The sequence below is a fragment of the Flavivirga spongiicola genome, from assembly GCF_030540825.1.
Classification (GTDB): domain Bacteria; phylum Bacteroidota; class Bacteroidia; order Flavobacteriales; family Flavobacteriaceae; genus Flavivirga; species Flavivirga spongiicola.
In genome coordinates, this window is the sequence record NZ_JAUOEO010000001.1 from 2,588,488 (window position 1) to 2,614,616 (window position 26,129).

The 26,129-nt window shown below is 32.8% G+C and carries 24 protein-coding genes; 3 read left to right on the forward strand and 21 right to left on the reverse strand.

Features of this window, described 5'->3' with window-relative positions; translation table 11 throughout:
* Window positions 1-9 precede the first annotated feature (9 nt).
* From Q4Q47_RS10355 to Q4Q47_RS10435, 17 genes are all read right to left on the reverse strand, one after another.
* Window positions 10-1,350 (reverse strand): cbb3-type cytochrome c oxidase subunit I, encoded by a 1,341-nt coding sequence (locus Q4Q47_RS10355; RefSeq protein WP_303306586.1) that lies wholly within the window; start codon window positions 1,348-1,350, stop codon window positions 10-12.
* A 17-nt stretch (window positions 1,351-1,367) separates the two neighbouring features.
* On the reverse strand, window positions 1,368-1,802 hold the full coding sequence (locus Q4Q47_RS10360; RefSeq protein WP_303306587.1) for a c-type cytochrome: 435 nt from the start codon (window positions 1,800-1,802) through the stop codon (window positions 1,368-1,370).
* Between the two features lie 5 nt (window positions 1,803-1,807).
* The gene (locus Q4Q47_RS10365) at window positions 1,808-2,527 is read right to left on the reverse strand and encodes an SCO family protein (RefSeq protein WP_331497707.1); all 720 of its coding nucleotides are present in this window, start codon (window positions 2,525-2,527) and stop codon (window positions 1,808-1,810) included.
* Entirely contained in the window at window positions 2,524-3,273 is a 750-nt protein-coding gene (locus tag Q4Q47_RS10370) for a formylglycine-generating enzyme family protein (protein ID WP_303308457.1), read from the reverse strand. The genes Q4Q47_RS10365 and Q4Q47_RS10370 overlap by 4 nt, the downstream gene beginning before the upstream one ends.
* Before the next feature lie 38 nt (window positions 3,274-3,311).
* Window positions 3,312-4,760: a copper-containing nitrite reductase gene (gene nirK, locus Q4Q47_RS10375; RefSeq protein WP_303306588.1), complete on the reverse strand. Its 1,449-nt coding sequence runs from the start codon at window positions 4,758-4,760 to the stop codon at window positions 3,312-3,314.
* A 155-nt stretch (window positions 4,761-4,915) separates the two neighbouring features.
* Entirely contained in the window at window positions 4,916-6,916 is a 2,001-nt protein-coding gene (locus tag Q4Q47_RS10380) for a TonB-copper family protein (protein WP_303306589.1), read from the reverse strand.
* A gap of 288 nt (window positions 6,917-7,204) precedes the next feature.
* Window positions 7,205-8,050: a hypothetical protein gene (locus Q4Q47_RS10385; RefSeq protein ID WP_303306590.1), complete on the reverse strand. Its 846-nt coding sequence runs from the start codon at window positions 8,048-8,050 to the stop codon at window positions 7,205-7,207.
* A 325-nt stretch (window positions 8,051-8,375) separates the two neighbouring features.
* Window positions 8,376-8,771 carry a hypothetical protein gene (locus Q4Q47_RS10390; protein ID WP_303306591.1) on the reverse strand — a complete coding sequence of 132 codons (396 nt, stop codon included), beginning with the start codon at window positions 8,769-8,771 and terminating at the stop codon, window positions 8,376-8,378.
* 44 nt (window positions 8,772-8,815) lie between these two features.
* Window positions 8,816-9,238: a hypothetical protein gene (locus Q4Q47_RS10395; RefSeq protein WP_303306592.1), complete on the reverse strand. Its 423-nt coding sequence runs from the start codon at window positions 9,236-9,238 to the stop codon at window positions 8,816-8,818.
* A gap of 18 nt (window positions 9,239-9,256) precedes the next feature.
* On the reverse strand, window positions 9,257-10,039 hold the full coding sequence (locus Q4Q47_RS10400; protein ID WP_303306593.1) for an ABC transporter permease: 783 nt from the start codon (window positions 10,037-10,039) through the stop codon (window positions 9,257-9,259).
* A complete protein-coding gene (locus Q4Q47_RS10405; protein ID WP_303306594.1) occupies window positions 10,032-10,739 on the reverse strand; it encodes an ABC transporter ATP-binding protein in 708 nt (235 codons plus the stop codon). The genes Q4Q47_RS10400 and Q4Q47_RS10405 overlap by 8 nt, the downstream gene beginning before the upstream one ends.
* Complete coding sequence (locus Q4Q47_RS10410) at window positions 10,733-11,968, reverse strand: nitrous oxide reductase family maturation protein NosD (RefSeq protein ID WP_303308458.1); 1,236 nt, start codon at window positions 11,966-11,968, stop codon at window positions 10,733-10,735. The genes Q4Q47_RS10405 and Q4Q47_RS10410 overlap by 7 nt, the downstream gene beginning before the upstream one ends.
* Before the next feature lie 4 nt (window positions 11,969-11,972).
* Entirely contained in the window at window positions 11,973-12,413 is a 441-nt protein-coding gene (locus Q4Q47_RS10415) for a nitrous oxide reductase accessory protein NosL (protein WP_303306595.1), read from the reverse strand.
* Window positions 12,414-12,458: 45 nt separating this feature from the next.
* The gene (locus Q4Q47_RS10420) at window positions 12,459-13,058 is read right to left on the reverse strand and encodes a hypothetical protein (RefSeq protein ID WP_303306596.1); all 600 of its coding nucleotides are present in this window, start codon (window positions 13,056-13,058) and stop codon (window positions 12,459-12,461) included.
* Window positions 13,059-13,341: 283 nt separating this feature from the next.
* Window positions 13,342-15,306 carry a Sec-dependent nitrous-oxide reductase gene (nosZ, locus tag Q4Q47_RS10425; protein ID WP_303306597.1) on the reverse strand — a complete coding sequence of 655 codons (1,965 nt, stop codon included), beginning with the start codon at window positions 15,304-15,306 and terminating at the stop codon, window positions 13,342-13,344.
* A 29-nt stretch (window positions 15,307-15,335) separates the two neighbouring features.
* Window positions 15,336-15,908: a fasciclin domain-containing protein gene (locus Q4Q47_RS10430; protein WP_303306598.1), complete on the reverse strand. Its 573-nt coding sequence runs from the start codon at window positions 15,906-15,908 to the stop codon at window positions 15,336-15,338.
* Between the two features lie 99 nt (window positions 15,909-16,007).
* Entirely contained in the window at window positions 16,008-16,508 is a 501-nt protein-coding gene (locus Q4Q47_RS10435) for a c-type cytochrome (RefSeq protein WP_303306599.1), read from the reverse strand.
* A 121-nt stretch (window positions 16,509-16,629) separates the two neighbouring features.
* On the opposite strand from Q4Q47_RS10435, the gene Q4Q47_RS10440 reads away from it, so the two are divergent.
* Complete coding sequence (locus tag Q4Q47_RS10440) at window positions 16,630-17,061, forward strand: RrF2 family transcriptional regulator (protein WP_303306600.1); 432 nt, start codon at window positions 16,630-16,632, stop codon at window positions 17,059-17,061.
* Between the two features lie 7 nt (window positions 17,062-17,068).
* On the opposite strand, the gene Q4Q47_RS10445 is transcribed toward Q4Q47_RS10440, so the two are convergent.
* Window positions 17,069-17,521 (reverse strand): alpha-ketoglutarate decarboxylase, encoded by a 453-nt coding sequence (locus tag Q4Q47_RS10445; protein WP_303306601.1) that lies wholly within the window; start codon window positions 17,519-17,521, stop codon window positions 17,069-17,071.
* A 233-nt stretch (window positions 17,522-17,754) separates the two neighbouring features.
* Between Q4Q47_RS10445 and Q4Q47_RS10450 the strand changes: the two genes are divergently transcribed.
* Complete coding sequence (locus tag Q4Q47_RS10450) at window positions 17,755-20,496, forward strand: 2-oxoglutarate dehydrogenase E1 component (RefSeq protein ID WP_303306602.1); 2,742 nt, start codon at window positions 17,755-17,757, stop codon at window positions 20,494-20,496.
* Between the two features lie 46 nt (window positions 20,497-20,542).
* Window positions 20,543-21,751 (forward strand): 2-oxoglutarate dehydrogenase complex dihydrolipoyllysine-residue succinyltransferase, encoded by a 1,209-nt coding sequence (odhB, locus tag Q4Q47_RS10455; RefSeq protein ID WP_303306603.1) that lies wholly within the window; start codon window positions 20,543-20,545, stop codon window positions 21,749-21,751.
* Between the two features lie 650 nt (window positions 21,752-22,401).
* On the opposite strand, the gene Q4Q47_RS10460 is transcribed toward odhB, so the two are convergent.
* From Q4Q47_RS10460 to Q4Q47_RS10470, 3 genes are read right to left on the reverse strand one after another with little or no spacing between them, the layout of a single operon-like run.
* Window positions 22,402-23,034, reverse strand: a complete 633-nt coding sequence (locus tag Q4Q47_RS10460; protein WP_303306604.1) for a response regulator — start codon at window positions 23,032-23,034, stop codon at window positions 22,402-22,404.
* A 58-nt stretch (window positions 23,035-23,092) separates the two neighbouring features.
* Window positions 23,093-23,542, reverse strand: coding sequence for a retropepsin-like aspartic protease family protein (locus tag Q4Q47_RS10465; protein WP_303306605.1), 450 nt, complete (start codon window positions 23,540-23,542; stop codon window positions 23,093-23,095).
* Entirely contained in the window at window positions 23,505-26,102 is a 2,598-nt protein-coding gene (locus Q4Q47_RS10470) for a CHAT domain-containing protein (RefSeq protein WP_303306606.1), read from the reverse strand. Before Q4Q47_RS10470 ends, Q4Q47_RS10465 begins: the two co-directional genes overlap by 38 nt.
* Window positions 26,103-26,129: the final 27 nt, after the last annotated feature.

Consider the following 26,129-nt stretch of genomic DNA (forward strand, 5'->3'; position numbering starts at 1 on the left):
TATCTATACTTAATTTGTGGTTGCTACTAATGCTTCATCAGTAGGCTTACCGTGCTTTATAAAATCTATGATATATAGTGTAATACCTGTTAAAAATAACGTTGCACAAATAATTAGTACTACAAAATGAATTTCAGTTTCTTTTTGAACTTCCATAAATTCCATTTTTAGTTTACGTTCTAAATATACCTGAACGACTCCAGCAACACCAAAGGCAACAGTCATACCAATCATTCCAATATTAGACATCCAATAAGCCATCCTGCCTCTAGTACTTTCATACAGTTTTCTTCCTGTCATATTTGGTAAACTATAGCTAATAATTGCTAATACAATCATGGCATAAGCACCCCAAAAGGCAAGATGCCCGTGCATGGCGGTCACTAAGGTGCCATGTGTGTATAGGTTTGTTTGTGGTAATGTATGTGCAAACCCTAATAATCCAGCACCAATGAATGATACGATGGCAGCTCCAAGAGTCCAATATAAGGCTAGCTTGTTAGGGTGTTTTTTCTCTCCTTTTCGGTACATATTAACAGCGAATAATGCCATTGCTAAAAAAGCTAAAGGTTCTAAAGCTGAGAATATACCTCCAACGATTAACCAAATTTTATTCACTCCAATATAGTAGTAGTGATGTCCTGTTCCTAATACGCCGGATAAAAATGTTAAGCCAACAATGACATATAACCATTTTTCAATAACTTCTCTGTCTACGCCAGTTAGTTTAATTAATAAGAATGATAAAATACCACCCATTATAAGTTCCCAAACGCCTTCAACCCAAAGGTGAACAACCCACCATCTAAAAAATGAATCTTTTACTTGACTATCAAAAGGGAGCATGCCAGGTAAATATAATAAGGCAGCAAAAAGAAGTCCCATAGAAAGCACTAATGCCGTTGTAGTTCTACGTTTTCCTTTAAATAAGGTTGTTAATATGAGTCCTAAAAATAGCAGTACATTTACAACTACTAGATAGTCTAAAGGTCTAGGGATTTCTAAAAACTTACGTCCTTCCCAGTAATTAAAGTGATAACCAACAATAGCAATAACACCAACAACGGCAAGGCTAATTAATTGAACATAGGCTAATTTAACACTTACCAATTCTCGTTGTGCTTCTTCGGGAATAATATAATAGGCTGCTCCCATAAAACCAGATAATAACCAAACTACAAGTAAATTTGTATGTACAGCTCTTGCTGTATTAAAAGGAATAAATCCGTGTAATCCATCAAATCCTGCATGAGCAAAGCCCATTATAAAACCGTATATAATTTGAAGACTAAATAATAACATGGAAAGCGCAAAAAACCAATACGCTACTTTTTGTGATTTATATTTCATTTGTTTTATTTTTTAGTTTAGTTATCGTCTTTAGCTAGTGGTGAAACAACGGTATCAAACCCGTTTAAATCGATATCGTCTATCCAATCGAAAAAGGCGATTAAATCTGCAGCTTCTTCGGCAGTAAATCCATAAGCCACCATTTTTCTTCCATTTGGAGCCCAATCTACGGGTGTTGTTAATACGGCTTTAATATAGCCTTCCCCTCTTCTATCTATAACTTTAGTTAATTCTGGAGCATAATAAGCTCCCTCTCCCAAGAGAGTATGGCATCCCATACAGTTATTGTCTTCCCAAAGTTTTTTTCCTCTTACGACAGCTTCTGTAATATTTTCGTCATTAGACTGGTCTTGTGATTTACTAAAAGAGTAAATGGTTAAACCTATAAATATTAAAAAAGTCACTACAGTTCCGCCAAGGAAAAAGGCACGTGCTTGTTTTTTTGATAACATATTATTTAGTTTTTATTAGTGAGTTCTATGATTGTTTTTATGGTTTCTTTATTATCTACACCTAGTCCTTCTTGTTGATGCACTAGTTCTCCTCCAGGATTAAAGACACTTATAATGTTTGAATGTGAAAAATCTATAGGTGAAATTTGCTTATACTTTACAGCTAAAACATTTGCAAATTCTCGAACACTACTTTCTGTACCTTGTAAAAAAGTCCAGTGTAGCCCGTCCATATGATTTTCTTTGGCAAAGGATTTTAAACGCTTTGGAGTATCTGTTTCAGGATCAATGCTTACTAAAACAAACTGAAGGTCTTTTAATTGATTTTTTGGAATTTGCTTTTCAATATTACGCATATCGGCTACTAACCTTGGGCATGCTGCTTTACAGGTTGTGTAAATCATAACCAATACCAATGTTTTTCCTTTTAAATCTTCAAGTTTAATGGTCTCACCTTCTTCAGTATTCCAGATTGTGGTTAAATTGAAGATGGATTCATCAGAAATGGCATTATCAGCAATTACTTTTGAAGGGTTTTCGATAGCTTTTAGATCCATTTTACAAACGAGGCAACTACCAGGGGTGTTGTATGTTCTTTTTCCTTCACATCCCATAACACATTTATAAACAGCTAGATCATTTAACTTGTTTGATGCCCCTTGCTTGCAAGAAGCAAAAGACAGTATGGAAATAAAGAGTAGTATTATTAATTTAAAATATTTCATTTATTTATATTCTTTACACATCTAAAGCCTAAATTTTTCATAGCATATTTTGCTTTAACGCTACCCCGGGTTGCGTAACGCATAAATGCTGCATAATTCATTAAATCTGTAGCACCTACAGCAGCACTACCACAAAATAAATTGCTGTCGTTATCTACATCCTTTCTTGATTCTCCGGAGACTAAAACAGAATTAAAATCGAAAGTCCATTCCCAAACCAGACCATGTAAATCGTACACATTCCAATAGTTTTTAAAGGTTGAACCTATATCATTATTAAATGTTTTTGGTGTTTCGTACCATTCTAAAATGTATGCGTTGTAACTCTTCAATGCTCTGGCATCTGGCAATTCTTTATTTGCCATAGCTACATATTCCCATTCATCTACAGTTGGCAATCGTTTGCCTTGGCATTCACAATAATCTTTCGCTGCAAACCATGATACATTTGTAATGGGAGCATTTAAAGATTGTTTTTCAGATAATTCTGTATCAGATTTCCATCCCATTAAATAGTTTCCATCTGCGAATAACTTCTTTACTTTAGAACGTTTCCATTTAGGGTATTTCTTAACAAAGTCAAGAAATTGACTATTTGTTACAGGATACACATCCATTTCAAAATCCGAAATGGTAACTTTTAATGAATCCCTTCCGTAAAGCGGGATATAAGTACCTCCTTTGATTAATACCATATTAGACTGACCGTATGCCAAATTCACAATGAAAAAGGCCAGGAGTGTCATAGTCAGTCTAAAGATGGTATACATGACTTCTTTATTTATTAGTGACTGCTTTTAACTTGGTCTACTTGAGATTTTGTAACGTTTGTCTTGTTATTGCCCCAAGAGTTATACACATAGGTTAAAACATCTGCAACTTCATCATTGCTTATAGCTTGTCTGGTCATCACACTATTATATTTCTGTCCGTTTACAGTAATTTCTCCTGTTTTTCCTTTAAGAACAATACTAATCGCACGATTTACATCAGCATTTAAGTAATCCGATTTTGCCAAAGGAGGAAAAGCATTTGGAATTCCTTGTCCTTCAGCCTGATGACATGCAAAACAGGTTTTCATGTAAATTTGTTTTCCTGATTCCATTTTTTCAGCTAATGTTTTTGATGCTACGGGTGTTGGCTTTTTATCATCTCCATTAGGCATTGCTTGAATTCCCCCACCTTCTGGATGGTAGATACCTTCTTGTATGACACCAGAGTATATTTTCTTATTTTCTTCTCCCTCAACTTTTAGCATTCCCAATGCCCCTTTGTTAAAGGCTCTAAAAATGGAGTGGTCAACTAAAATGAAAGTCCCAGGAACATCAACTCTAAATTCAACGATGGCTGCTCCACCTGCTGGGACTAACGTTGTTTGTACATGCTCGTTGATTGTAGACCCGCCTTCAACCATAACTTTATCGAAAATTTCACCAATAACATGGAATGATGATACTAAATTTGGACCACCATTACCAACATATAAACGAACTGTTTCACCAACGTTAGCTGTGATGGCATTGTCTCCTGTAAGAGATCCTACTTTGCCATTAAATACCACATAATCGGCATCTTCATCCACTGCTTTTTGCATATCGAAAGCTTGTAAGCCGGGTTCACCGTTTTCACCTTTAGTATAAAAATCACCTTGCATAATGTAGTATTCTTTATCAACTGGAGGTAAACCACCAGCTGGCTCTACTAAAATGAGTCCGTACATTCCATTTGCAATATGCATGCCCACTGGTGCTGTTGCACAGTGATATACATATAAGCCTGGGTTTAAGGTTTTAAAATTGAATTTTTTCTCATGACCGGGAGCTACGAAAGATGATGTTGCTCCACCACCTGGTCCTGTAACGGCATGTAAATCGATATTATGCGGTAATTTGTTATCAGGATGATTAGATAACGTAAACTCCACTTCATCACCAACTCGGGTTCTAATAAAACTCCCTGGTACAGATCCTCCAAAAGTCCAATAATTATAGGTAGTACCATCGGTCATCGTGCCTTCTTTTTCAAGAATCTCCATATTAACAATTAATTTTTTTGCTTTACGTACACCTACAGGTGTAGGCACATTAGGCGGTGGTGTTAATTCTGCAATCATCTCTCTACTTACAGGGATGTCTGCGGCATTATCATATGCTTTTTTTTGATTGTTAATGCATGATGTTACCAGAAACACTATGGCTACCAGTAAAATAAATGGGGAATTCGATGGTTTCATACTTATTGGTTTTAGTATTATTATTTGGTTATTCATATAAAAGACAAAAATGTCCTTTTATATTCAATCAAAAATACTTTTTAACCTTTTGATAAAACATGACATTTGTCAGTTATGCAGATTGAATTTCAAAATGGTGTATAAGTGATTTATGTTTAAAATATGATATAAGAAGCGTTTAGATAAAAGTTCCTTCCTTGCCTAGGAATGTTATTCCAATCTGCATAAGTTGAATAATTAGCATCTAAAATATTTTCAACCCCATATTTAAAAACTAATTTGTTGTTTTTCAAATAAAGTATGTTCCCTAGATTAAGATTTAAAACGGCATAAGCAGATGTTTCGTCTTCACCATAAAAACTACTGTATTTACTTTGATTACCATTGCCTTCTAGTTGTAATGCGGCATTGAATTTTTGAGTATTGTAATTTATTTCGGCTAGATATGAAAGAGGTCGAATTAAAGGTAAGTTTTGCTTGTTGCTTCCTACACCATAATTGTATCCAACAGAGCTATTAAATGAAATTTGCTTTGAGAAACTATAGCTTGAATTAAGATAAACATCAAAAATGGAGGCATGCTTTAAAGCATCATACAACCTTACACCATTGGCGCCAATGGTCATGGGATTTGCAGCTTCGTCAATGTCTCCTATAATATAATTTGATATATGAAAGAAAGACGATGAGATTCCCAGTTTTAAGGCATTGAGTTTAAAGTTGACTTTGGTATTTAATTCAAAAGCTTTTTCATTTTTTAAATTAGGGTTACCGATATAATCATAATTATCGAAACTGTTAAATAAGAAAAAACCATAACCTTCGCTCACAGAAGGTGCTCTTTCTCCGTAACCAAGACCTAGTACTGCATCAAACATATTTTTTTTAATGGTATATTCTCCGGAAAGGCTTAAAAGAAAACGGTTTTTAGAATCACTTATATTTGGATGAAAAATTTGCAAACTTTCGACACCTACTTTTTTTGCTATTTTATTTTGATGGAAACCAAGCCTTAATGTCGTAGAAACAGATTCTCTGGGGTTTAAAGTGATATGATCATTAATATATAAACCTGTGTAAAGCGTTCTAATATCTGGCCATGTATACATAAACATATCTGGTTGGTTTGGATCGTTTGGATACATGGTCATTTCTGCTAACGACTTATTGTAAAATCCGTTGAGGTTGATAAGTAAGCTATGTTTTTTTTCTTTTAAGGTCGCTTTACTATAAAATCCATAGGTGTCACTCCATCCGGGCATATCCATTCTAATGGGTACGTTGGGACGATTACTATCATCCATAATATGGGTGATAGTGTTAAAATATAGTTTAGATTCTAATGATTTTATTCGAGTAGAATCGTTTTTATACCTGTGAGTTACAGATGTAATTAAAGCTTCGGCTAAAGAAACATCCATTGGTAAAGCAGGGTAGCCAACATCTGTAGCTTTATCGTATATAATATTAGCTTCTAATATATTATGGTTGGATAGACTATAGCCACCTTGAAGTGAGAAATTGTATTTCTGAAACTGAGAATACATGACTTCTTTTTTATTGCCGGCATCATAATTATCTGATTTACGAAATATGGCATCTGCATTTAAGTAAAATTTATTTCCAGAATATTCTACATCTAAACCTGCCGTTTTATAATTGCCGTTGGTTTCGTAACCTAAATCGATACTGGTTTTTAGACCAGAATTATAGAATTTGGATGGTGCAATTTGTAAATCAATACCGCCACCAACACAATGCCCATTTTCAGTGCCTTCTTGTCCGGAATTGATGCTTACTTGTTCCAGATTAGATACATCTACATACGATGTAATAGGATCCATTTTATCGGTACATGCTCCAAAAACCTGCATCCCATCTATGGTGACATTTAATCGGTCGCTTACCATATTATTTAAAGAGGGTTCCCAAGCGTAGTTACCTCGCTTTATCATGGTCACTTTATTGGCTTTTTCTAAATAGGCATCGATACTCGATAAGGTTTTTTCTTGACGGTAATTACTTAATTTACGTTGAGCAATAACAAATGTTTCTTGTAGTATGGTTGTGTCTTTTTTTATTTCTAAACGATTTTCCTGAGAAAAAAGAACATGGCTACTAAAGAAACAAATACCTATTATAAAGATTTTTTTCATGATAGACGTATTATCAAGTTGAAGGTGTTTTAATGAAGAGACTGTATAAAGAGTGCCATTCAGAACGTAGTGAAGAATCTCTTAAAAATTAAATATTTGTTTATCAGAATATTGAGATTTTTCGACTTCGCTCAAAATGACAAAACAGATATTTTTTAGACAGTCTCTTCATTTTTTACAAAAACATTTATTTAGATTCCCGCTTTTACTGAAACAAGTTCAGCACGTGTGCGGGAATGACAATTTCATCAGAAACCTCAAGGGTGACCCTTGAAGAATTCTTTTCGATTAAAATTCTAATTCTAAGTATAGAGAACTTTGTGTATTTTGATCCGTGACATCTTCGCCTTTTAAAACAGTATTTTCACTATTCTTTAATTTTAAGTTAAGTACCCAGTAACCGGTCATTGTTAAAGATAAGTCGCCATGATACATACTATCTGTTGCATTGTAACTTAAATCGGTATTATTAGGAGAACTGTGATTTCCCATGCCTGGCATTCTTGGATCTAATAGAATCTTGTAATCTTGCACTATTGGGAAAGACATCATGCTTTCCATTTTATATAATCCAACCATAAGATCATTAATTCCAATGATAGGTTCTTTTGGTTTAATAAGTGCTACGATGTATTTTTTACCATCACTTCCCATAAAAGCCGCTACATTTTGCTTTTCAGATTGTGTAACCGAAATAGTGTTTGTAGCAGTGTATTCTGTATTATCTATAGTGTATTCAAATGTTAATGACCATCCAGAACCATCTGAATTTGTCATTTGGTATATTACAAAACCTTCATAGAGTGTTTTCTTATTGGAGGCTTTTACAATTGCAGATTTTGGACAAGAATGCTGCATGGATGGCATTTGCATCATGGGCATCCAGGAGATGTTTGCATTTTCGAAATAAGAATCGTTAGTGTTGTCCTTAACTCTTATAGTTACATGGTTATAACCTGTATTGAATTTTCCTGTTTTGTTATATAATTCAATAGTATGATCGTTGTTTTTAATCTCTTGAATTTTAACAAGACCTTCAATTTCATCTATTATCGGGGTATCGTTATCATCGGTAGAGCACGCTATTGTAAATAGGCTTATAAATAAGATGGGTAATATATACTGTAGTTTCATTTTTATGTTTTTAATGTTTTCGAAAAATATGTAGTAAATGCTGTCCCGCTCATTAAAATGAGCTAGAAGAACAGATAAAACCATCAGGTTTTTTATACCATTTATAATTTGAATTTACAGCAATAAAACACCCTTTTTTCCTTTCTACCCACCTGCCGAACGGGCGTTTTATTATAAAATAAAACTCTCCGCCTTCGCGAGGACAGACTACAAAAGGTTATGCTGCATACCCAGTCAAGCTGAGCACTGGTTTTTTAATTCATATAAAAAAATCATTATTTTCTTTTATATTAAATTCAAACTATAACCGGTATAACAAAAAAAATTAACTAAGCATTGGAGGAGGTGTTTCAACCTCTAAAGACATTTTTAAGCTTTTTGGTGAGTCATGAAATAAGTTCACTCGAGGCAATATAAATTTGTTTAAGTGAATATCTAAGATACCTGAAGTAAGAAGGCAATAAATGTCTAATGCTACTCTTTTGTTTTCTTGAGAAGGAAATTTATTACCAGAATCAGGGTTGCTTTCTGCTAGTTGTTTTGTTAAATGACATTTACCATGACAACCTTGTTGATTCTCTTTTTGAATACATAATGTTTTAGCAATAAAGTCTTGATTAATGATAAAATCACCTATAATCGTCAGGGTATTAATGTTATGCGCAAATAACATGATTACCAAAAACGATGCTATAATTTTATGTGCTAAAGCCTTAATCATGTGGCAAATTTAGAATACTATTAGTTATAAAAATATGATGCATGTCATTCGTTTTTAAAATACTCAAAATACTTTTCTATATAAATTTGTAACCTTAGTAATGCTGCCTTTTTTATAGTAATATCATCGATTTCTCTTAGGATAGAAATTTCTTCTAGCATAGGAACCAAAACAACATGTAGTTGGTCGTGAGCTGTTCCTGTCATAGAACAATTTTTAATTATAAAGCTGGTTTGTTTTGATAGGGATTCTCCCAAGTGTTTGTAGTTTTCGTCTTTTAACGTATCGAAGTTTGTAATTAAAGAGTCCATTTTAGTAATACCTACATGAGTCTCATGGTTTACAAGCCATGCTTTCCCTTGATTCAATATTAATGTTTCAAGATTAGCATCTGTTTCAATTTCGGCCTTACTATTTTTACAACTATAGACAAAAATGATTAGAAATATAAATGATAAGTATCTCATATCTTAATAGGTTCAATATTAAAAATCTTTCTTCTTCGATTTAAATACAATTCGTAATACAGGAAAAATGACCCAAATAGTTAGCATTATAAAAGATATGATGAGCCCAAAATTAGTTCCAAAGAATTTTTTAAAGACGGCGCCTGTATATCCTAATAAAGCCGAAATATCTAGTTTTAACAAAATGAGTGTTCGTGATAAATCTATAGGATTTAACATGGTGCCAATTAGCGATAGTTTGTCTAATGGATAATCTTCAAAAAGTACTAAAGACATTAAAAATAGACCATCATAAATAATAGCTAGAAAGAGCCAAAGTAATATGGCATACCCAAAACCTTTAATCTTATTTTCGTTAGTTAGTGCAATATTAAAAGCTAATGCTGTAAAAATTAGTGTTAGAAATGTTCCTGTAATAAGCAGTAATGAGAAGTCCCAAATGGCATTTGATTTGAATAATCCATAAGCAATAAAAGGAATTCCTAAACCTAAAATTAAACTCATAGATAATGAGATGGCGACACCTAAATATTGTCCGAGAAATATCGATGAGCGTTTTAAGGGTTGGGCTAATAAGAGTTCTGTAAATTCTTTAGAATTATAATAATACATGACACCAAAAATGGTGCCTATTAAAGGGACTAGCACGATAATAACATTCATTAATGTAATAACTGCCTTTGATAAATCATTATTAAGGAAGAGTAAAACAATTCCTAATAATAAGTAAAAAGCGAAATATACATAACTCCAACGGCTACGCATTAAATCGAAAAAACTATATTTTAATATTTTAAGCATGATTATCAGTTAAAATGGATGCAATGGCATGTTCAAAATCTGGCTGACCAGTTTTGTTTTTTAATTCTGAAATAGAACCTTTAAAGTAAATTTGCCCTTCTAAAAGAAATACAATTTCATCTGAAACTTCTTCAACAAAACTCATAATATGAGAAGTGATTAAGATAGTTTTTCCTTTAGCTTTTTCTGTCTGAATTAAATTTTTTAATCGGATAAGCGAAATAGGATCTAAGCCTGTGGTTGGTTCATCTAAAATAATGAGAGGACTATCAAACATAAAGGTTAAAACCAGATTTACTTTTTGCTTGGTGCCTCCAGAAAGATTGCCTAATTTTTTATCTAAAAAGGGTTGTAATGTAAAGAGTTCTATTAAGTGCTGATCTTCATTAGTATGACCACGTAAATCTTTGATCATTTTAATAAGCTCTTTAACTTTTAAGTTGCTAGGAAAATTAGCAATCTGCGGTAAATAGTCAATTTTATGTCTATAACTGGAGTTGTTTTTAATATTTTCACCAAGGACATTAATAGTACCTTTGTTTGGAATAACCATACCTAAAATAGATTTAATAAGTGTGGTTTTTCCTGACCCATTTGGTCCAAGAATAGCAAAAATACCACCTTCAGAAATGCTTAAATCAACACCACTTAATACAATATTTTTATTGAATTTTTTATGTAGATTTTCAATACTTACCATGTTATTCTCTTTATTAATGGATTGTTGTCTAATAAATTATCGGGTGTGAAAACAGGTGAGACTTTTTCAGAAAAATCAATAATATCGATAAATAAACTGCGTAATAGAATGATCGTTTCTGGTGTTCTGTTTACAATATATGAAAATAGTTTTACGGGCCTATAGGGTACATCACCAATCCCATCTTTGTTTAAATCGTAACCTGTATAGTTCGTCCAGTAATTTTTATTAAAAATATTATCATTCACCTTGCTGTTATATGAAATATCGAAAGAATTATATAGAAAGTTATTTTCTAAAAAATGATTAGTATAACAAGCACCACGAACTTTAATAGCCCATCCATTATTAATAAAGTTGTTGTTTTTATAAACAATACGGTTGGAGCCTTCTATGTTAATACCAATAGTGTTTTCTTCAAAAGTGTTCCCTATAATTTCAGCATCATTTATTTCTTTTAAAAGCATACCATAGGATGCCGTTCCCCAGTTTTCTTTAAACGTATTGTTTAACATCTTTATTTTTTTTGAAAACATAACGGCCACTCCAGCACCGTTTTTTTCAAAAGTATTATCCTGATATATATCGTTATTGGAAAACATAAAATGTAAACCGTAGCGGAGGTTCTCTGCACTAACATTATTTTTAATTAAACAATCATCAGAGAATTCTAAATAAATCCCATCACGTACATGCTCTACAAAATTGTGTTCAATGACAATATTTTTGCTGTACCATAATTGAATCCCGTTTCCGGAATTATATTCTTGAATGGCTTCTCCTATGATCTTATTATGAAACACTTTTCCATCTCGTGATTTTTCCAAATAAATTCCAAAAAAAAGCTTTTCTAAAACTAAGTTTTGAATGACGAAGTTTTTGCTTTTTCTTACTCGAATAGCTGCATAATCTTCCGTGTAACTAGTGCCAACATTTATAATAAATAGACCATCAACAGTCACATGATCAGAAACAATAGTTATGATTTCACCCTTTAGTTCTCCATCAATTACAGGATAGTTTTTACCAATAATTGTTAGTGGTTTATCAATTAGAATATTATGCTCTTTATAAGTGCCTTTTTTAACTAAGATGGTATCAAAATCTTTTGCAACTGAAATAGCTTTTTTTAAAGTCGAAATAGTACATGTACTGCAAACTTCAATATTTTGAGCATATATAGAGTGAGCCATAAAAATGGCTGCGAAAAAAAGCAATAAGTTTTTCATCATATTAGCCTTTTAAGTGCGCTAATAACGTTTTCCAGGTATAAAGTGTTCCTCCTTTTTCTTTTTGAACTTTTTTAGCGTCTTCTTCAGATTTAAAAGCGGATAGAAATGCCCCCATAGGACTAGGAACATTTTTGCTTATTAGGAACGTTGATTGCGTAGCGTCTATCAAAGCTTCTGGCTCGTTATAATTGTTCGATAAATAAAGTTGAATTTCGGAGGCGTCAAATTCTCCTATGAAATTGATCATACATTCTGTAGCATCAAACTTATACGTCTTACCTTTTTTTGTAACAATTTCGGCAGCATGAACTTTGTCTACAATAGTCATTTTGCAAAAATGACAACCGTCATTTCCATAATCAATGGCTTGTGGTTTAACATTACAGCCAAAGCATAATAGCAGCAATAATGTTATTGTTGAATAGTGTTTTAGTGTTTTCATGTTTTAGTGTTTTAGTGTTTTAGTGTTTTAGTGTTTGTGTATTTCTTACATGGTCACTGATTTTTTATTGTTTTTCTTCCCAATTAAATAAGCTATAAATGAGGCTGCAATTCCAACTCCTAAGAAAAGGGCCCCTAGTCTTGGGTAAGAATGAGCTTTAAAGTTTAAAATGTCTTTACTTCCAAATAAGGGTGGTTGAAAACCCATAACACTCCCATCGGGATTTGTAAACTTCATAATAGCCTTAGGATCTAAATCATGGCCATAGTCATGTTCCCAAAGATAGAAATCATAAAGTCCGGCACTGCTTAAAACAATCATTAAAACAAACCAAAATAAAAACCATTTGTAGTTCCCTTTAAAGGCTATAATTAAACCTATAACGGTTGTAATAATAATTCCTATGGGAAAAATTTTGAATTCCGGAATGGCCTCAGGAATGTATTTCATTCCTACATAATGATTCATTAAATTAATGTTTTTAATATCATGTGGATGTACATCAGAAAAATCATTAATATGAATATACATACCTAGCGGGGTGGGGTATTGCGGTGCTTCCAGTGTTATTTTCCAAAGGGGAAATAAGAATAATCCCAGTGGTAATAATGCTGCAATAAACATGATGATATTAGATCTTTTCATCTTTATAGTTCCCGTGAAAACGGGAATCTCATTTTTTAGTTATACTATAGACACTTTAAGGTGTTTCCCTTATTCAAGAGCATTAAACATTCAGGTGCTAACTAATTAGTAGAATGTTCATAAGATTCCTGCTTTCGCAGGAATTTAGTGTTTTAAAAAGAAAGGCGAGAGCGAAATGAATGACTCTCGCCTTAATAGGGAAATAAACACTAAAACAAAATTCCCCTAATCTTATACTCTTTTTCACTTCACAGTAATTTGAAATGAAAAAGAGTATAAATTATTATTCAATATCTTCACCAAGCGACCATTTTAATGGGGTGTTAGAATTTGCTGGAGATACACGAACATATCCTTGCATTTCCTGGTGTAACGCCGAACAGAAATCTGTACAATAAAAAGGCCATACACCTATTTGTTTAGGTTCCCATAGGAAGGTCTCTGTTTGTCCTGGCATAATTAGTAATTCTGAAGTATTAGCTCCAATCATACTGACACCGTGAGGAACATCGTAATCTTGTTCTAAATTTGTTACATGGAAATAAACTTTGTCTCCTACTTTAACACCTTCAATATTATCTGGAGCGAAGTGACTACGTATGGTCGTCATGTAGATATGAACCGTTTTGCCATCTCTAACAACTTTAGTGTCTGCTTCGTTTAAAGTAGCATATGGATGTTTATTATCTTCTAGTTTAAAGAGCTTTTTAGAACGAGGTTTTATTAAATCTGCTGGACAACCAGCAGCATAGTGAGGTTCCCCAATTGTTGGGAAATCTAATAATAATTCCATTTTCTCTCCGGAAATATCATAAAGCTGAGCCGATTGTGTTACTTCTGGACCTGTTGGTAAATAGCGGTCTTTGGTAATCTTATTCATCGCTACTACGTATTTACCAAACGGTTTTTGTGAGTTTCCTCCAGGAATCATTAAGTGACCAACGGAATAGTAACAAGGTTGTCTGTCTACAACTTCCCAAGTTCCTAATTTCCATTTTACAACTTCAGAAGAAATAAAGAAGGTCGTATAGGCATTTCCTTTGCCATCAAATTCTGTATGCAAAGGCCCTAAACCAGGTTGTTCAACAACACCAGCTAATACATCTTCGAAATTCAAGATAGGGATTCCGTAAGCGTCACCAGCCACTTTATTGTTTTCAATAGCAGCTAACATTTTAGTAAAAGAATGCACCGTTAAATTAGCAGATAATTTTCCATTACCAACAATATATTCACCGGAAGGGTCCACATCACAACCATGTGGAGATTTTGGAGTTGGTAAGAAATATACAGCCCCAGGGACTTCTAGTGGATTAACTACACGTACTTCTTTTTTCATAGTTGAAGTAGCAGAATGCGTTGCTTCATCATAAACGTTATGAGCGTATTTTGCTGGCATCATAGTACCACCACCATTATTTACATATTCTTCGATTTTCTTCCAATTAACTGCTGCAATAAAATCTTTATCGTTTTGAGATGCATTAACCTCCATAAGGGTGCTTGCTTCTTCAGTATTATATGTCGTAAAGAAGAACCAACCATGAGATTTTCCACGACCAGGATGTGATAGGTCATAATCAAAACCAGGCATTATTAATTGGAATTTAATATCCATATGACCATGTTCCGGATCTATAGAGATAAAAGATAAAGCCCCTTTAAAATTACCTTTATAATCTTTTATAGGCATATCTTTTTGAGGAATCGGTACAGAAAAACGCGTTCCAGCAACAACATACTCTGAATTTTCAGTTACAAAAGAAGAACTATGGTTACCGGCACTATTTGGAACTTCAATGATTTCCGTAGTTTCAAAAGTCGTTAAATCTATTTTTGCAATACGTGGTGTGTTGTTACCATTAATAAATACCCAACGCCCATCTACGACACCTTTTGTTTGAGAAATATCTGGATGGTGTGCATCATCCCAAGGCACAAAACCATGAGATGTGTTTAGCATAGGTTTTGTTTCTTCATTATACCCATAAGCTTTTTCAGCATCTTGGGAGAATACAGGAATTACTTTGAATAAACGTCCAGATGGTAATCCGTAAACAGAAAGTTGTCCACTAAACCCACCAGATATAAAGGCGTAAAATTCGTCATGTTCTCCAGGAGCTACATAAACTTTTTCTGCTGCACTACTAGAAAGTGCTCCAGAATTAGATTTAGATGCATTATCACAGCTTGTAAATGCTACAAGAACACTTAATAATGCAAGAGTTGATTTTAAAATATTCTTCATTGTCTTTTAAATTTAATTAGTGTTTTTAACTATTCCGTAGGAGGTAACAATACTTTGTCAATAACATGTACAATGCCATTACCTGCTGGTACACTTGCAATAATTTTTGCACCACCAATTAGTGGTTCACCATCTACAACTTCTACCTTAACATAACCGTTATTAGCTTGTCCCAGTTTTTTAAACCTTTTGAGAAAATCTTTTGAATAATTTCCAGGGGTTACATGATATTTTAGAATATTAGCTAAAGCGTCTTTATTTTCCGGCTTCAATAAATTTTCTACAGTACCTTCTGGTAAAGCTGCAAATGCCTCGTTTGTGGGAGCAAATACCATTAAAGGCCCTGCATTTACTAAAGCATTCTCTAATTCTGCAGCTTGAACAGCAGCCACTAAAGTCGTGTGATCTTTAGATCCAATAGCAATGTGTAAAACAGTTGGTTTACCTTCGTCATCTTTAATAAAAGCTTGTCCAGATTTTTTTTCTGAAGTGGTTACTTCTTCAGATTTTGAACTTGTTGAGGTCTCTTTGTTTTCGTTTTTACAAGCTGTGAATGTTATAATACACAGCAGCATAAGAACCGTTTGCTTTAATGTTTTCATCCGTTTATATTTATAAGTTAGTTAATAGTCAAATGTCATTCACATAGCAAATATTTAGGATTGGATCAAAATATTTTATTATGCTCATTTCATGGATTGTTATTTTAATGTTCTAAAATATTCTAATACAGCTCTGGCATCTTCTTCAGACAAGTTTTGATTTGCCATAGGAGATCCATTAAATTCAATAAGTAATGCTTTTGCTAATGGGTCTTTTTGAACCATTTCATCCGGGTTTAATATCATATTCATAACCCATTCCGGAGAACGTCTGCTTAAAATGTTTTTTGGAGCAGGTCCAATAAATTTTTTATCTGGTCTGTGGCAAGCAGTACACATTTTCTTGAATACATCTGCACCATGAGTTGCCATAGTTTGATCGATTTCTGAAGGAAGGGCCATAGATGAGATAGGACCAACCCCTTTGTTAGCCAAATCTATTTTTTTTGAAGCAGGTACAGTGGCCTCTTTTTTTGCTTTTTGTTCTGTAGGTGCTTTTTTATCATAAGAAAATCCTGTTTTCTTTTTTTCTTCTTTACCACCACAACTCATTAGTAGTGAGATAAATAATACCATGGCGATGTTTAGTGCTTTTTTCATAATTGATTTTGGTTTAATGGTGCAAATTTAAAGCCCAATACTTCAATAAAATATGATAAAAATCATATTAAGGATAAAAACATCCTTTTTATATTTGCATCAGAGTTATTATATTTAAAAAATGTTATCGAACTCATCAAAATATGCTATTAAGGCGGTGTTGTTTTTAGCTTTAAATGCTAGCGAAAAAAATAAGGTTATGGCTAAGGATATTTCTCAACCTATAAATGTTCCACAAGCTTATATTGCCAAGTTGTTGCAAGCATTGGTTAAAGAAAAAATAGTGTCGTCTGTTAGAGGGCCAAAAGGTGGGTTTTACTTAGATGAAACAAATCTGAATCGTCCTGTAATAAGTATTGTTAATGTTATTGATGGTGAAAAAAGACTAAATTCATGTCTGATGAGTTTAAAAAAATGTAATGAAGAAAAACCTTGTCCGCTACATAACATATTAAGCCCTTCAAGAAGCTATATATTAAACAGTTTAAAATCTAAAACTATCAAAGATTTGATTGTGGAAGTTAAATCAGGAGATGCTTTTTTACCTCTTTAATCTAGGTTTAAAAATAAAACCTTACAAAAGGCGCCCAAGGGTCTATATAAATACTTTTGTTTTTATCATATAAAACATCATATCTTATCCCAAAAGTAACATTGCCGTTTCTATAACCGGCACCAAGAAATAACGCAGGCGACCAATAATTATCCTCAGGAATATTTAAATCACTGTATCGTCGGTTCACGTGAAGTTGTTCAAATTCAGCTGAAAGTTGTAATTCATTGATAATATTAAATAGTCCGATTAAACTACCTCCTAAAATGGTTGATTTATAAACATTTTTTTGATTATCAAATGTTCCATTGGCTCCTAAACCCAATGCAAAAGTATTATCAAATTCATAAATAGCACTAGGAGCGAGGGTGCCACTAAAAAAACGATCACCAAAATTTAACCCAATACCGCCCCCAAAACGAACATGACTCCAAAAATAGTTAGTTTTCTGTTGTGCCATTAAATCGTTTAGATTAAACGAAACAACAAGTATAATTAAAATTATTTTTTTATTAATGATAGGGAATGTCTTCATCAAAATTAGAAATCATTAGAAAATTAACAGGTAATACTAGTATATTCATTAAAAGCATATTGTACGCCTATAAATATAGTCAAAGAAACATCTAATTTTAGTAAAAGTTGTATTTTTGAAAAATATTTTGACTAACCTACACGGGATTAAAAATAACAATGGATAAATTTTCATTTTTAAACGCAGCGCATACAGCATATTTTGCTGATTTATACGATCAATATTTACAAAATCCAGATTCGGTAGAACCTAGTTGGAGAGCTTTTTTCCAAGGTTACGATTTTGGTAGTGAGAACTATGGATTAAGCGGAGAGCTTGTAGAAGGTGTTTCTACTCAAATTCCAGAGCAAGTTCAAAAAGAATTCAATGTCGTTAGGCTTATTGATGGCTATAGAATGCGTGGTCATTTGTTTACAAAAACAAACCCCGTAAGAGAACGTAGAAGCTATACACCTACTTTAGATATAGAGAATTTCGATCTTTCCAAAAACGATTTAGATACCGTTTTTAATGCTGGCGATATTTTGGGTATAGGCGCTCAAAAATTGAGTAAAATAATTACTCATTTAGAAAAAATTTATTGTGATTCCATTGGTGTCGAATATATGTATTTGCGGAATCCAGAGATTATTAAATGGTGGCAAGAACAGCTTAATAAAAATGATAATCATCCTGAATTTTCGACAGAAACTAAGAAATATATTCTTTCTAAATTAAATCAGGCCGTTACGTTTGAAAACTTTTTGCAAACCAAATATGTGGGACAAAAGCGTTTCTCTTTAGAAGGAGGTGAGTCTTTAATACCAGCAATTAGTAATGTGCTTTTTTATTCGGTGAAAAAATATGGCGTAAAAGAATGTGTTTTAGGAATGGCACATCGTGGCCGTTTGAGTACGTTGGTTAATATTTTTAGAAAACCGCTAAATGAACTTTTTAGCGAGTTTGATGGTAAAGATTTTGAAGATGCAAATATTGATGGCGATGTAAAATACCATTTAGGTTTAACGTTAGATAAAACCTATCAAAATGGCAAAAGTATAAAGATGAATTTGGTTCCAAATCCATCACACTTAGAAACTGTTGCTCCAGTTGCTGAGGGGATTACACGGGCAAAAATTGATAGCGATTACGATGGCGATAATTCAAAAATAGTACCCATTATAGTACATGGGGATGCTGCTATTGCAGGACAGGGAGTTGCGTATGAAGTAGGGCAGATGAGTCAATTAAATGGCTATAAAACAGGAGGAACTATTCACATAGTTGTTAATAATCAAATTGGTTTTACGACTAATTATTTAGATGCACGATCTAGTACGTATTGTACAGATGTTGCTAAAGTAACTTTATCACCAGTTTTACATGTTAATGCAGATGCTGCTGAAGCCGTGGTACATGCTGTTGAAATGGCTTTAGAATATAGAATGCGCTATAAAAAAGACGTATATATAGATTTACTAGGATATCGTAAATATGGACATAATGAAGGTGATGAGCCTCGTTTTACACAACCTAAACTATATAAAAATATAGCCAAACAATCTAATCCGTTTAAAATATATTCAGACAAGTTAATTGCAGAAGGCACTATAGATAAAGCATACGTAGATAAAATTGTTGGAGATTTTAAGGAAACCTTAGAAAGTGAATATGCAAAATCTAAGGCAGCAGAATCTTCAAAAGTTAGAGAGTTTATGCAAGAGCGATGGAAAGCGTTTGAGCGTAAAGGTATAGATGGTATGCTTGAGACCGTAGATACTACTTATTCAAAGACTAAATTGGAAGGTATTTCGAGAATAATTTCAACAGTCCCAGAAGGTGTTAAGTTTTTACGTAAAGCGGAAAGAATTCTTGATGGACGTAAAAAAATGGTTTTCGAAACCGATAAGCTTGATTGGGGAATGGCTGAGACTTTAGCCTATGGTAGTTTGATGGAAGAAGGTTTTAATGTACGCATCTCAGGTCAAGATGTAGAACGTGGCACATTTAGTCATCGTCATGCCATTTTAAGAGATGAAATATCAGAAGAACGTATTAATTTATTAAATACAAACTCTGAGAATAAAGGTAAAATGGATATTTATAATTCCTTTTTATCTGAATATGGGGTCCTTGGTTTTGATTACGGTTATGCCATGGCGAATCCAAATACATTAACTGTTTGGGAAGCACAGTTTGGTGATTTTAGTAATGGTGCACAGATTATTTTTGACCAATATCTATCGGCAGCTGAAGATAAATGGAAATCTCAAAACGGTATTGTTGTTTTATTACCTCATGGATACGAAGGACAGGGGTCTGAGCATTCATCAGCTAGAATAGAACGTTATTTACAATTGTGTGGTGAAGATAATATGATTGTTGCAGATTGTACGACACCAACAAACTTTTTTCACCTATTGCGTCGTCAGATGAAACGCGATTTTAGAAAACCATTAGTCGTATTTACACCCAAAAGTTTATTGCGTCATCCAAAAGCAGTGTCGTCAATAAATGAGTTGGCAGGTGGTAAATTTGAAGAAATCATAGATGATACGATTGCTCCCAAACATGTGAAAAAATTAGTTTTTTGCACGGGTAAATTCTATTACGATTTATTGGCAGAAAGAGACTTGTTAGAAAGAGAAGATGTCGCTTTAGTGAGAATTGAGCAATTGTTCCCATTACATTTAGAAAGTATACAAGATGTTATAAATAAGTATCCCAATGTAGAAAAATATGTTTGGGCACAAGAAGAGCCTAAAAATATGGGAGCTTGGAGTTTTATGGCGCAACGTATGGATTTGGTTAAGTTAGAAGTAGCTTCAAGGTCATATAGTTCGGTGCCAGCACCAGGATCCAGTACACGAGATAAAAGAAGACAACGCGCTGTAATTGATGCTGTTTTCAATATCGACTAATTTAATATTAAAAGAAATAATTCATATACAATTAAAATTATAAAGAATGATTTTAGAAATGAAAGTGCCTTCGCCGGGGGAATCCATTACAGAAGTGGAAATAGCAACATGGTTAGTGGAAGATGGAGATTATGTTGAGAAAGACCAAGCTATAGCTGAGGTAGATAGTGATAAAGCAACTTTAGAATTGCCAGCAGAAGCTAGTGGAATCATTACGCTTAAAGCAGAAGAAGGTGATGCTGTTGCTGTTGGAGCTATTGTCTGTTTAATAGACACAAGTGCTACAAAACCTGAAGGGGATGCATCTAAAGCAGAGAAAAAAGAAGAAGCACCAAAAATGGAAACACCAAAACCGGCTATTCCAGAAGCAAAAACATATGCAACTGGTTCTGCAAGTCCTGCAGCTAAAAAGATTTTAGCAGAAAAAGGGATGGATGCCACTTCTATTTCTGGAACAGGAAAAGATGGGAGAGTTACTAAAGAAGATGCTGTAAAGGCTATACCTTCTATGGGAACACCAACAGGAGGAAGTAGAGGAACGTCGCGAAGTAAAATGTCCATGTTGCGTCGTAAGGTGGCAGAGCGTTTAGTTGAAGCTAAAAATACGACAGCTATGTTAACAACTTTTAATGAGGTTGACATGTCTCCAATTTTTGCATTACGTTCTGAATACAAAGAAACATTCAAAACGAAACATGGTGTTGGTTTAGGGTTTATGAGTTTCTTTACATTGGCAGTTGTTAGAGCATTAAAAATGTATCCAGCAGTTAACTCAATGATTGACGGAAAAGAAATGCTAAGCTATGATTTTTGTGATATTAGTATAGCTGTTTCTGGACCAAAAGGCTTGATGGTTCCTGTCATGAGAAATGTAGAGAATTTAAGTTTTAGGGGTGTGGAAGCAGAAGTAAAGCGTTTAGCTATTCGTGCTCGTGATGGACAAATTACGGTTGATGAGATGACAGGTGGAACGTTTACCATATCTAATGGAGGGGTTTTTGGTAGTATGTTGTCTACACCTATTATTAATCCGCCACAAAGTGGTATTTTAGGAATGCACAATATCGTAGAACGTCCGGTAGCCATTGATGGAAAAGTAGAAATACGTCCAATTATGTATGTTGCACTTTCTTATGATCATAGAATTATTGATGGTAAAGAAAGTGTAGGTTTTTTAGTTGCTGTAAAAGAAGCTTTAGAGAATCCAGTAGAAATATTAATGAATAATGATATTAAGAAAGCTTTAGAGCTTTAGTAATAAATATCTAAAATGTTAAAAAAAGGAGCTACCAATTATTATTGGTAGCTCCTTTTTAATTAACTAAGTATAAAAAAACTAACTAAAACACATTATAAGGTTTATAGAAATAACAATAATGACCAAAACACCTAGTCCTATCATACAGTACTTGTCAATAACATCATTTCCTTTTTGCATTGTTGTTACTTTAAACTTGTTATTTCCTTAAATGTTTAGATTAAAAACTCTGAACCTATGTAGAACAGAGTTTTTATGAAAAATTCCCTCTCAAAGAATTAATTAATAGCCCTGTAAAGGTATGTTGCATAGACGAAAAAAAAAATACGCAGTTCTACGTATTTTTAATTAAAGAAGATGATCGTATGTCAATTAAATCTCACAAAAACACTTGTGATTCGTTTATATCACTGGTTTTGTTTTTAAAATAGAGTTTATGAATTTCTGGTTTATTGTTCATTTAGACGTCTTCAAAAAATAAGTTAAATGATTTGTGCGTCATTTTAAAAACTTAATTGATTTAAAAAAGCGAAGGCCCTAAATCTAACAATTTAGAACCTTCTTTAATTCTCCCTAAGAACTAATTAATAGCCCTGTAAAGGTATGTTCTAGATATGAAAAAAAAAATAAGCACTTCTACGTATTTTTTAAAAATGAGCTTTATTTAAATTGGCCCAAATTGAAAGCGATGTAGGTTTGTTATCTAAGCCTAATTTGGCAACGATATTACTTCTATGCTTATCTACAGTACGAACAGAAATTGATAAGTCTTCTGCAATATCATGACTGGTTTTGTTTTCGGAAATAAGTCTTACTATTTTTAGTTCGGACTTCGTTAACAAATTTAATACATCAGGCTTTTGTTCTAAATTGCTTGAGTTTAAATAAGATGCAATTTCTTCGCTAAAGTATGGAGTGCCATTTATAACATGCTTGATACAAGTTTCAATTTCTTCAATGGCAAACTCTTTTAAAATATACCCAAAAACGTTAAACTCTTTAGCTTTATCATATAGGTCTTCTTCTTTATCAAAAGTGATAAGGATAATTTTGGTGTTTAAATGGTTTTTTTTACAGGCTTCGGCTATTTCCAGCCCTGTTTTATGTGGCATTCTTATATCTAGAATGGCTATTTCTGGTTTTAATTTTATTATAAGAGTATAGGCCGCATTTCCATCCTGGGCACTTCCTATTATATTATAACCTTTAGAAGTTAAAAAATCAGTTAGACCTCTTAACATCAACGGATGATCGTCAGCAATCACTATTGAGGTGTTCATTACTTGAGGAGAATTAAAATGCTATTAATTAAATATGTTGTTTGCGCTTACATATGTTTTATAGTTTTAAATATAGATATTTCTTTTCATAATCTATAATAGCTTTAGCTTTTTTTAAAATATCAGCTCCAATAATTCCGTCGACAGGTTTAGAATTATGATTTATTAGAGCGGTATTTACATGAGTGAGATTAAATAAAACTAGAACAACTTTACTGCGTTTCCATTTTCCAATCTTCAATTTGTTTTTTTTAGACATTTTGGTGTCCATATCTATAGCGCCTGCCCCAGCTGCTTTAATAATAGAATCTTCAGTTTTTAGTTTAAAAGTGTCAGCAGCTTCAAAACCTACACAAGAACTTGATGCTCCTGTATCTAAAATAAATAATCCTTTGTGACCATTAATCGTCGCTTTTATTTCAAAATGATTTGTTTTAGTTAGATGTAGCTTTACTTTAATATACCCTTTTTTATGAAGGAACTCCTGTAGTGTCTTTTCCTTTTCCATTAATTTTTTTAACTCTCAACAGTAAAAGTAATATAATCAGGAAGATAAATAGACCAATGAAGGCATAAATTAATTTACTAGCACTAGTTGGCTTTGTTAATTCACCATAATAAACAAAAGCACTCCAGTAATAAGGTGATTTTTTTATATTGCTAATGGAGTCATCTTTCAAATAATCTAATTTTGATTGATGGTTTGAAGTATTAGCGGATTTATTGTCACTATAATTTTTATAAAAGGACTGCATAATTTGAGACGTAGATAGATCGTTTATTTGCCATAAAGAAAACAAGACGTTTTGTGCTCCGGCGTATTGAAATCCCCTAGCGATACTCATGGCCCCTTCTCCTTTGTATAATGCCCCAACACCTGTTTCACAGGCACTTAAAACGACAAGGTTTGTGTTTAGATTGAGGCTGTATAGCTCGTTTAAAAACATCGTGTTTTTATAAAATTCAATATTTGCTGAGGTTGAAAAATCACCACTGCTAGCATGCGTAGATAAATGAATAATACTATAGTCCGGACTATTTTTAATGAAGGCTTCTTTAGTTGCCTGATCCTTTAAAAAAAGAGTGGACTGCATTTCTTCTTTTATAGCATTTGCCTCGTCGATAGAATGGATTAAACTATTTTTTGTTTTTTCAAATACGGGAAAGATACCAAGAAGGTTATTGGTGTTATTTTTTTCTTCTTTTTTTAGATAAAATGCTGTGCTTGTATTGTAAATGATGTTTTGCTTTTGTACAACAAATGGCATTTTTGAAAAATTTGTTGTATTCGTTTTAGAAGTCAGTAAAGCTTCAAATGGTATAAAATTTAATAATCCATCCGGGATAATGATAGCATTTTTAAAGGTTGTCATTTTTGCAAGATTCAGGATGTTATAAAGTGTGAAAGCAGCCGTTGTAAATTTGCTTATATCATTATTTATTACGGATGCAGTATCAAATAAATGAATAAAATCTGAGATCTGTTTTTTGGTAGCATCATTCAAATTAATTTTACTAAGATTAATACCATCATTTGAAATTATAAATTGATAGATGTTTTTTTTGCCATAAAAATATTCAACCAAAACGGCTTCATCTTTTAATAGCTTATTTTGTAGGTCATCAATCAAAAAATTAGGAACTCCTAACTCAGGGTATTTTTTATTTATAGCTTCTTTTAGTATTTTTAATTTAATGCTTATTTCATTCAAATCTGAGCTTAAGGCTGTAATTACCGAAGCTTGAGATTTACCTAATTGTTCATTTATTAGGAGGTTAGTTGTTTTTTCTTGTTTTTTTAATAAATGAGCTTCTTTAAGTAGTAAATTATCGTTAGGATATTTACTTAAAAGCATTTTTTTTAAAGACTGTTCTTTTAATATTCCCGATTTATTCAATTCTGCATATTGAAAGGCTGTGAATAAAAGTGTGTCATTTGGCGTGTTTTGGTATTCATTAAAGATAATATCTATGCATTTTTCACTACGAATTCTGTTGCCTGCTTGATTCGATCTTTTGTTTTCTTGAGAGGTCCAGTTATTTTCTAATAATCGTGACACATAAAAACTTAAATCATAGTAGCTAAGTGCCGATTTATAGTTTTTTTGAAGCGTAGCGTATAAATCAAAAATAGCTATAAAGGTATTTTCAGCATATAAGTTGCTTTTATTAATAGATCCAATGGACTTTATATTTGGCAATAACGTTTGGAGTGCTAAATTCAAACCGTTTTTAGCTTCGTTTAAATTGTTTAATAGTTTGCTAAGCTGCGCTTCTTCGAAATAAAGTTTTGCGAGTTTTCTTCTAGACAAGCTGTCCTTATAAATATGTGTTTTTGCCACATTGAAGGCTTTTAATGCCTCTATATAATTGCCATTTTGTAACTGGATTAGATAATTGTTTCTATGCTGATTATAGGGAGTATTATTGATTGTTTTAGGAATGTCCGAAACATTATTTATGGCATTTAATGCTATTTGGCTCTCAATATTTAACTGAGTGATTTTTTGTTTTTGTTGTTTATTCAGGTTTTGTTTATTAAGATAACTGGAAGTTAGATTTAATACGGTTTCATACTTTCCAGTAGTTTTATATAAAATGGCTAGATTAATGGTGCCACTTGTTTGATGTTTTATATGATTGTTTTTTTCTGCTAAAAAGATATATTGCTTTATTATATTTTCGGCATTTGTATAATCACCCGTTTTAGTATATAGATTGCCCAGAGGGATCAAGCAGCTTTCAATAATATCGAAATCAGAAAGTTTTGAAAGCTCATTTGTTTTAAAACGGTTTAAAGCGTCTTCAAAAATTGAGATCGCCTCTTTTAGCAACGAGTTTTGATCTAAATAATATCCTTTATGACATTGTAAAAAAACAAGTGCTAATTGCTCACTTTTGCTTTTTGCTTGTTTTTTGAATGTAGATTCTTGTTCACTTAAAAGTTTCAGCGAAGCATGATTCTGATTACTGATAAATGTTTCGGTCGCTACATAGATGTTTTCTTCTAAATTTTGAGAAAACGCCATGCCATAAATTAAAAAGAAAATTAGACCTAGTTTTTTCATAAGAATGAGTTGCCAAAATGAAGTTTA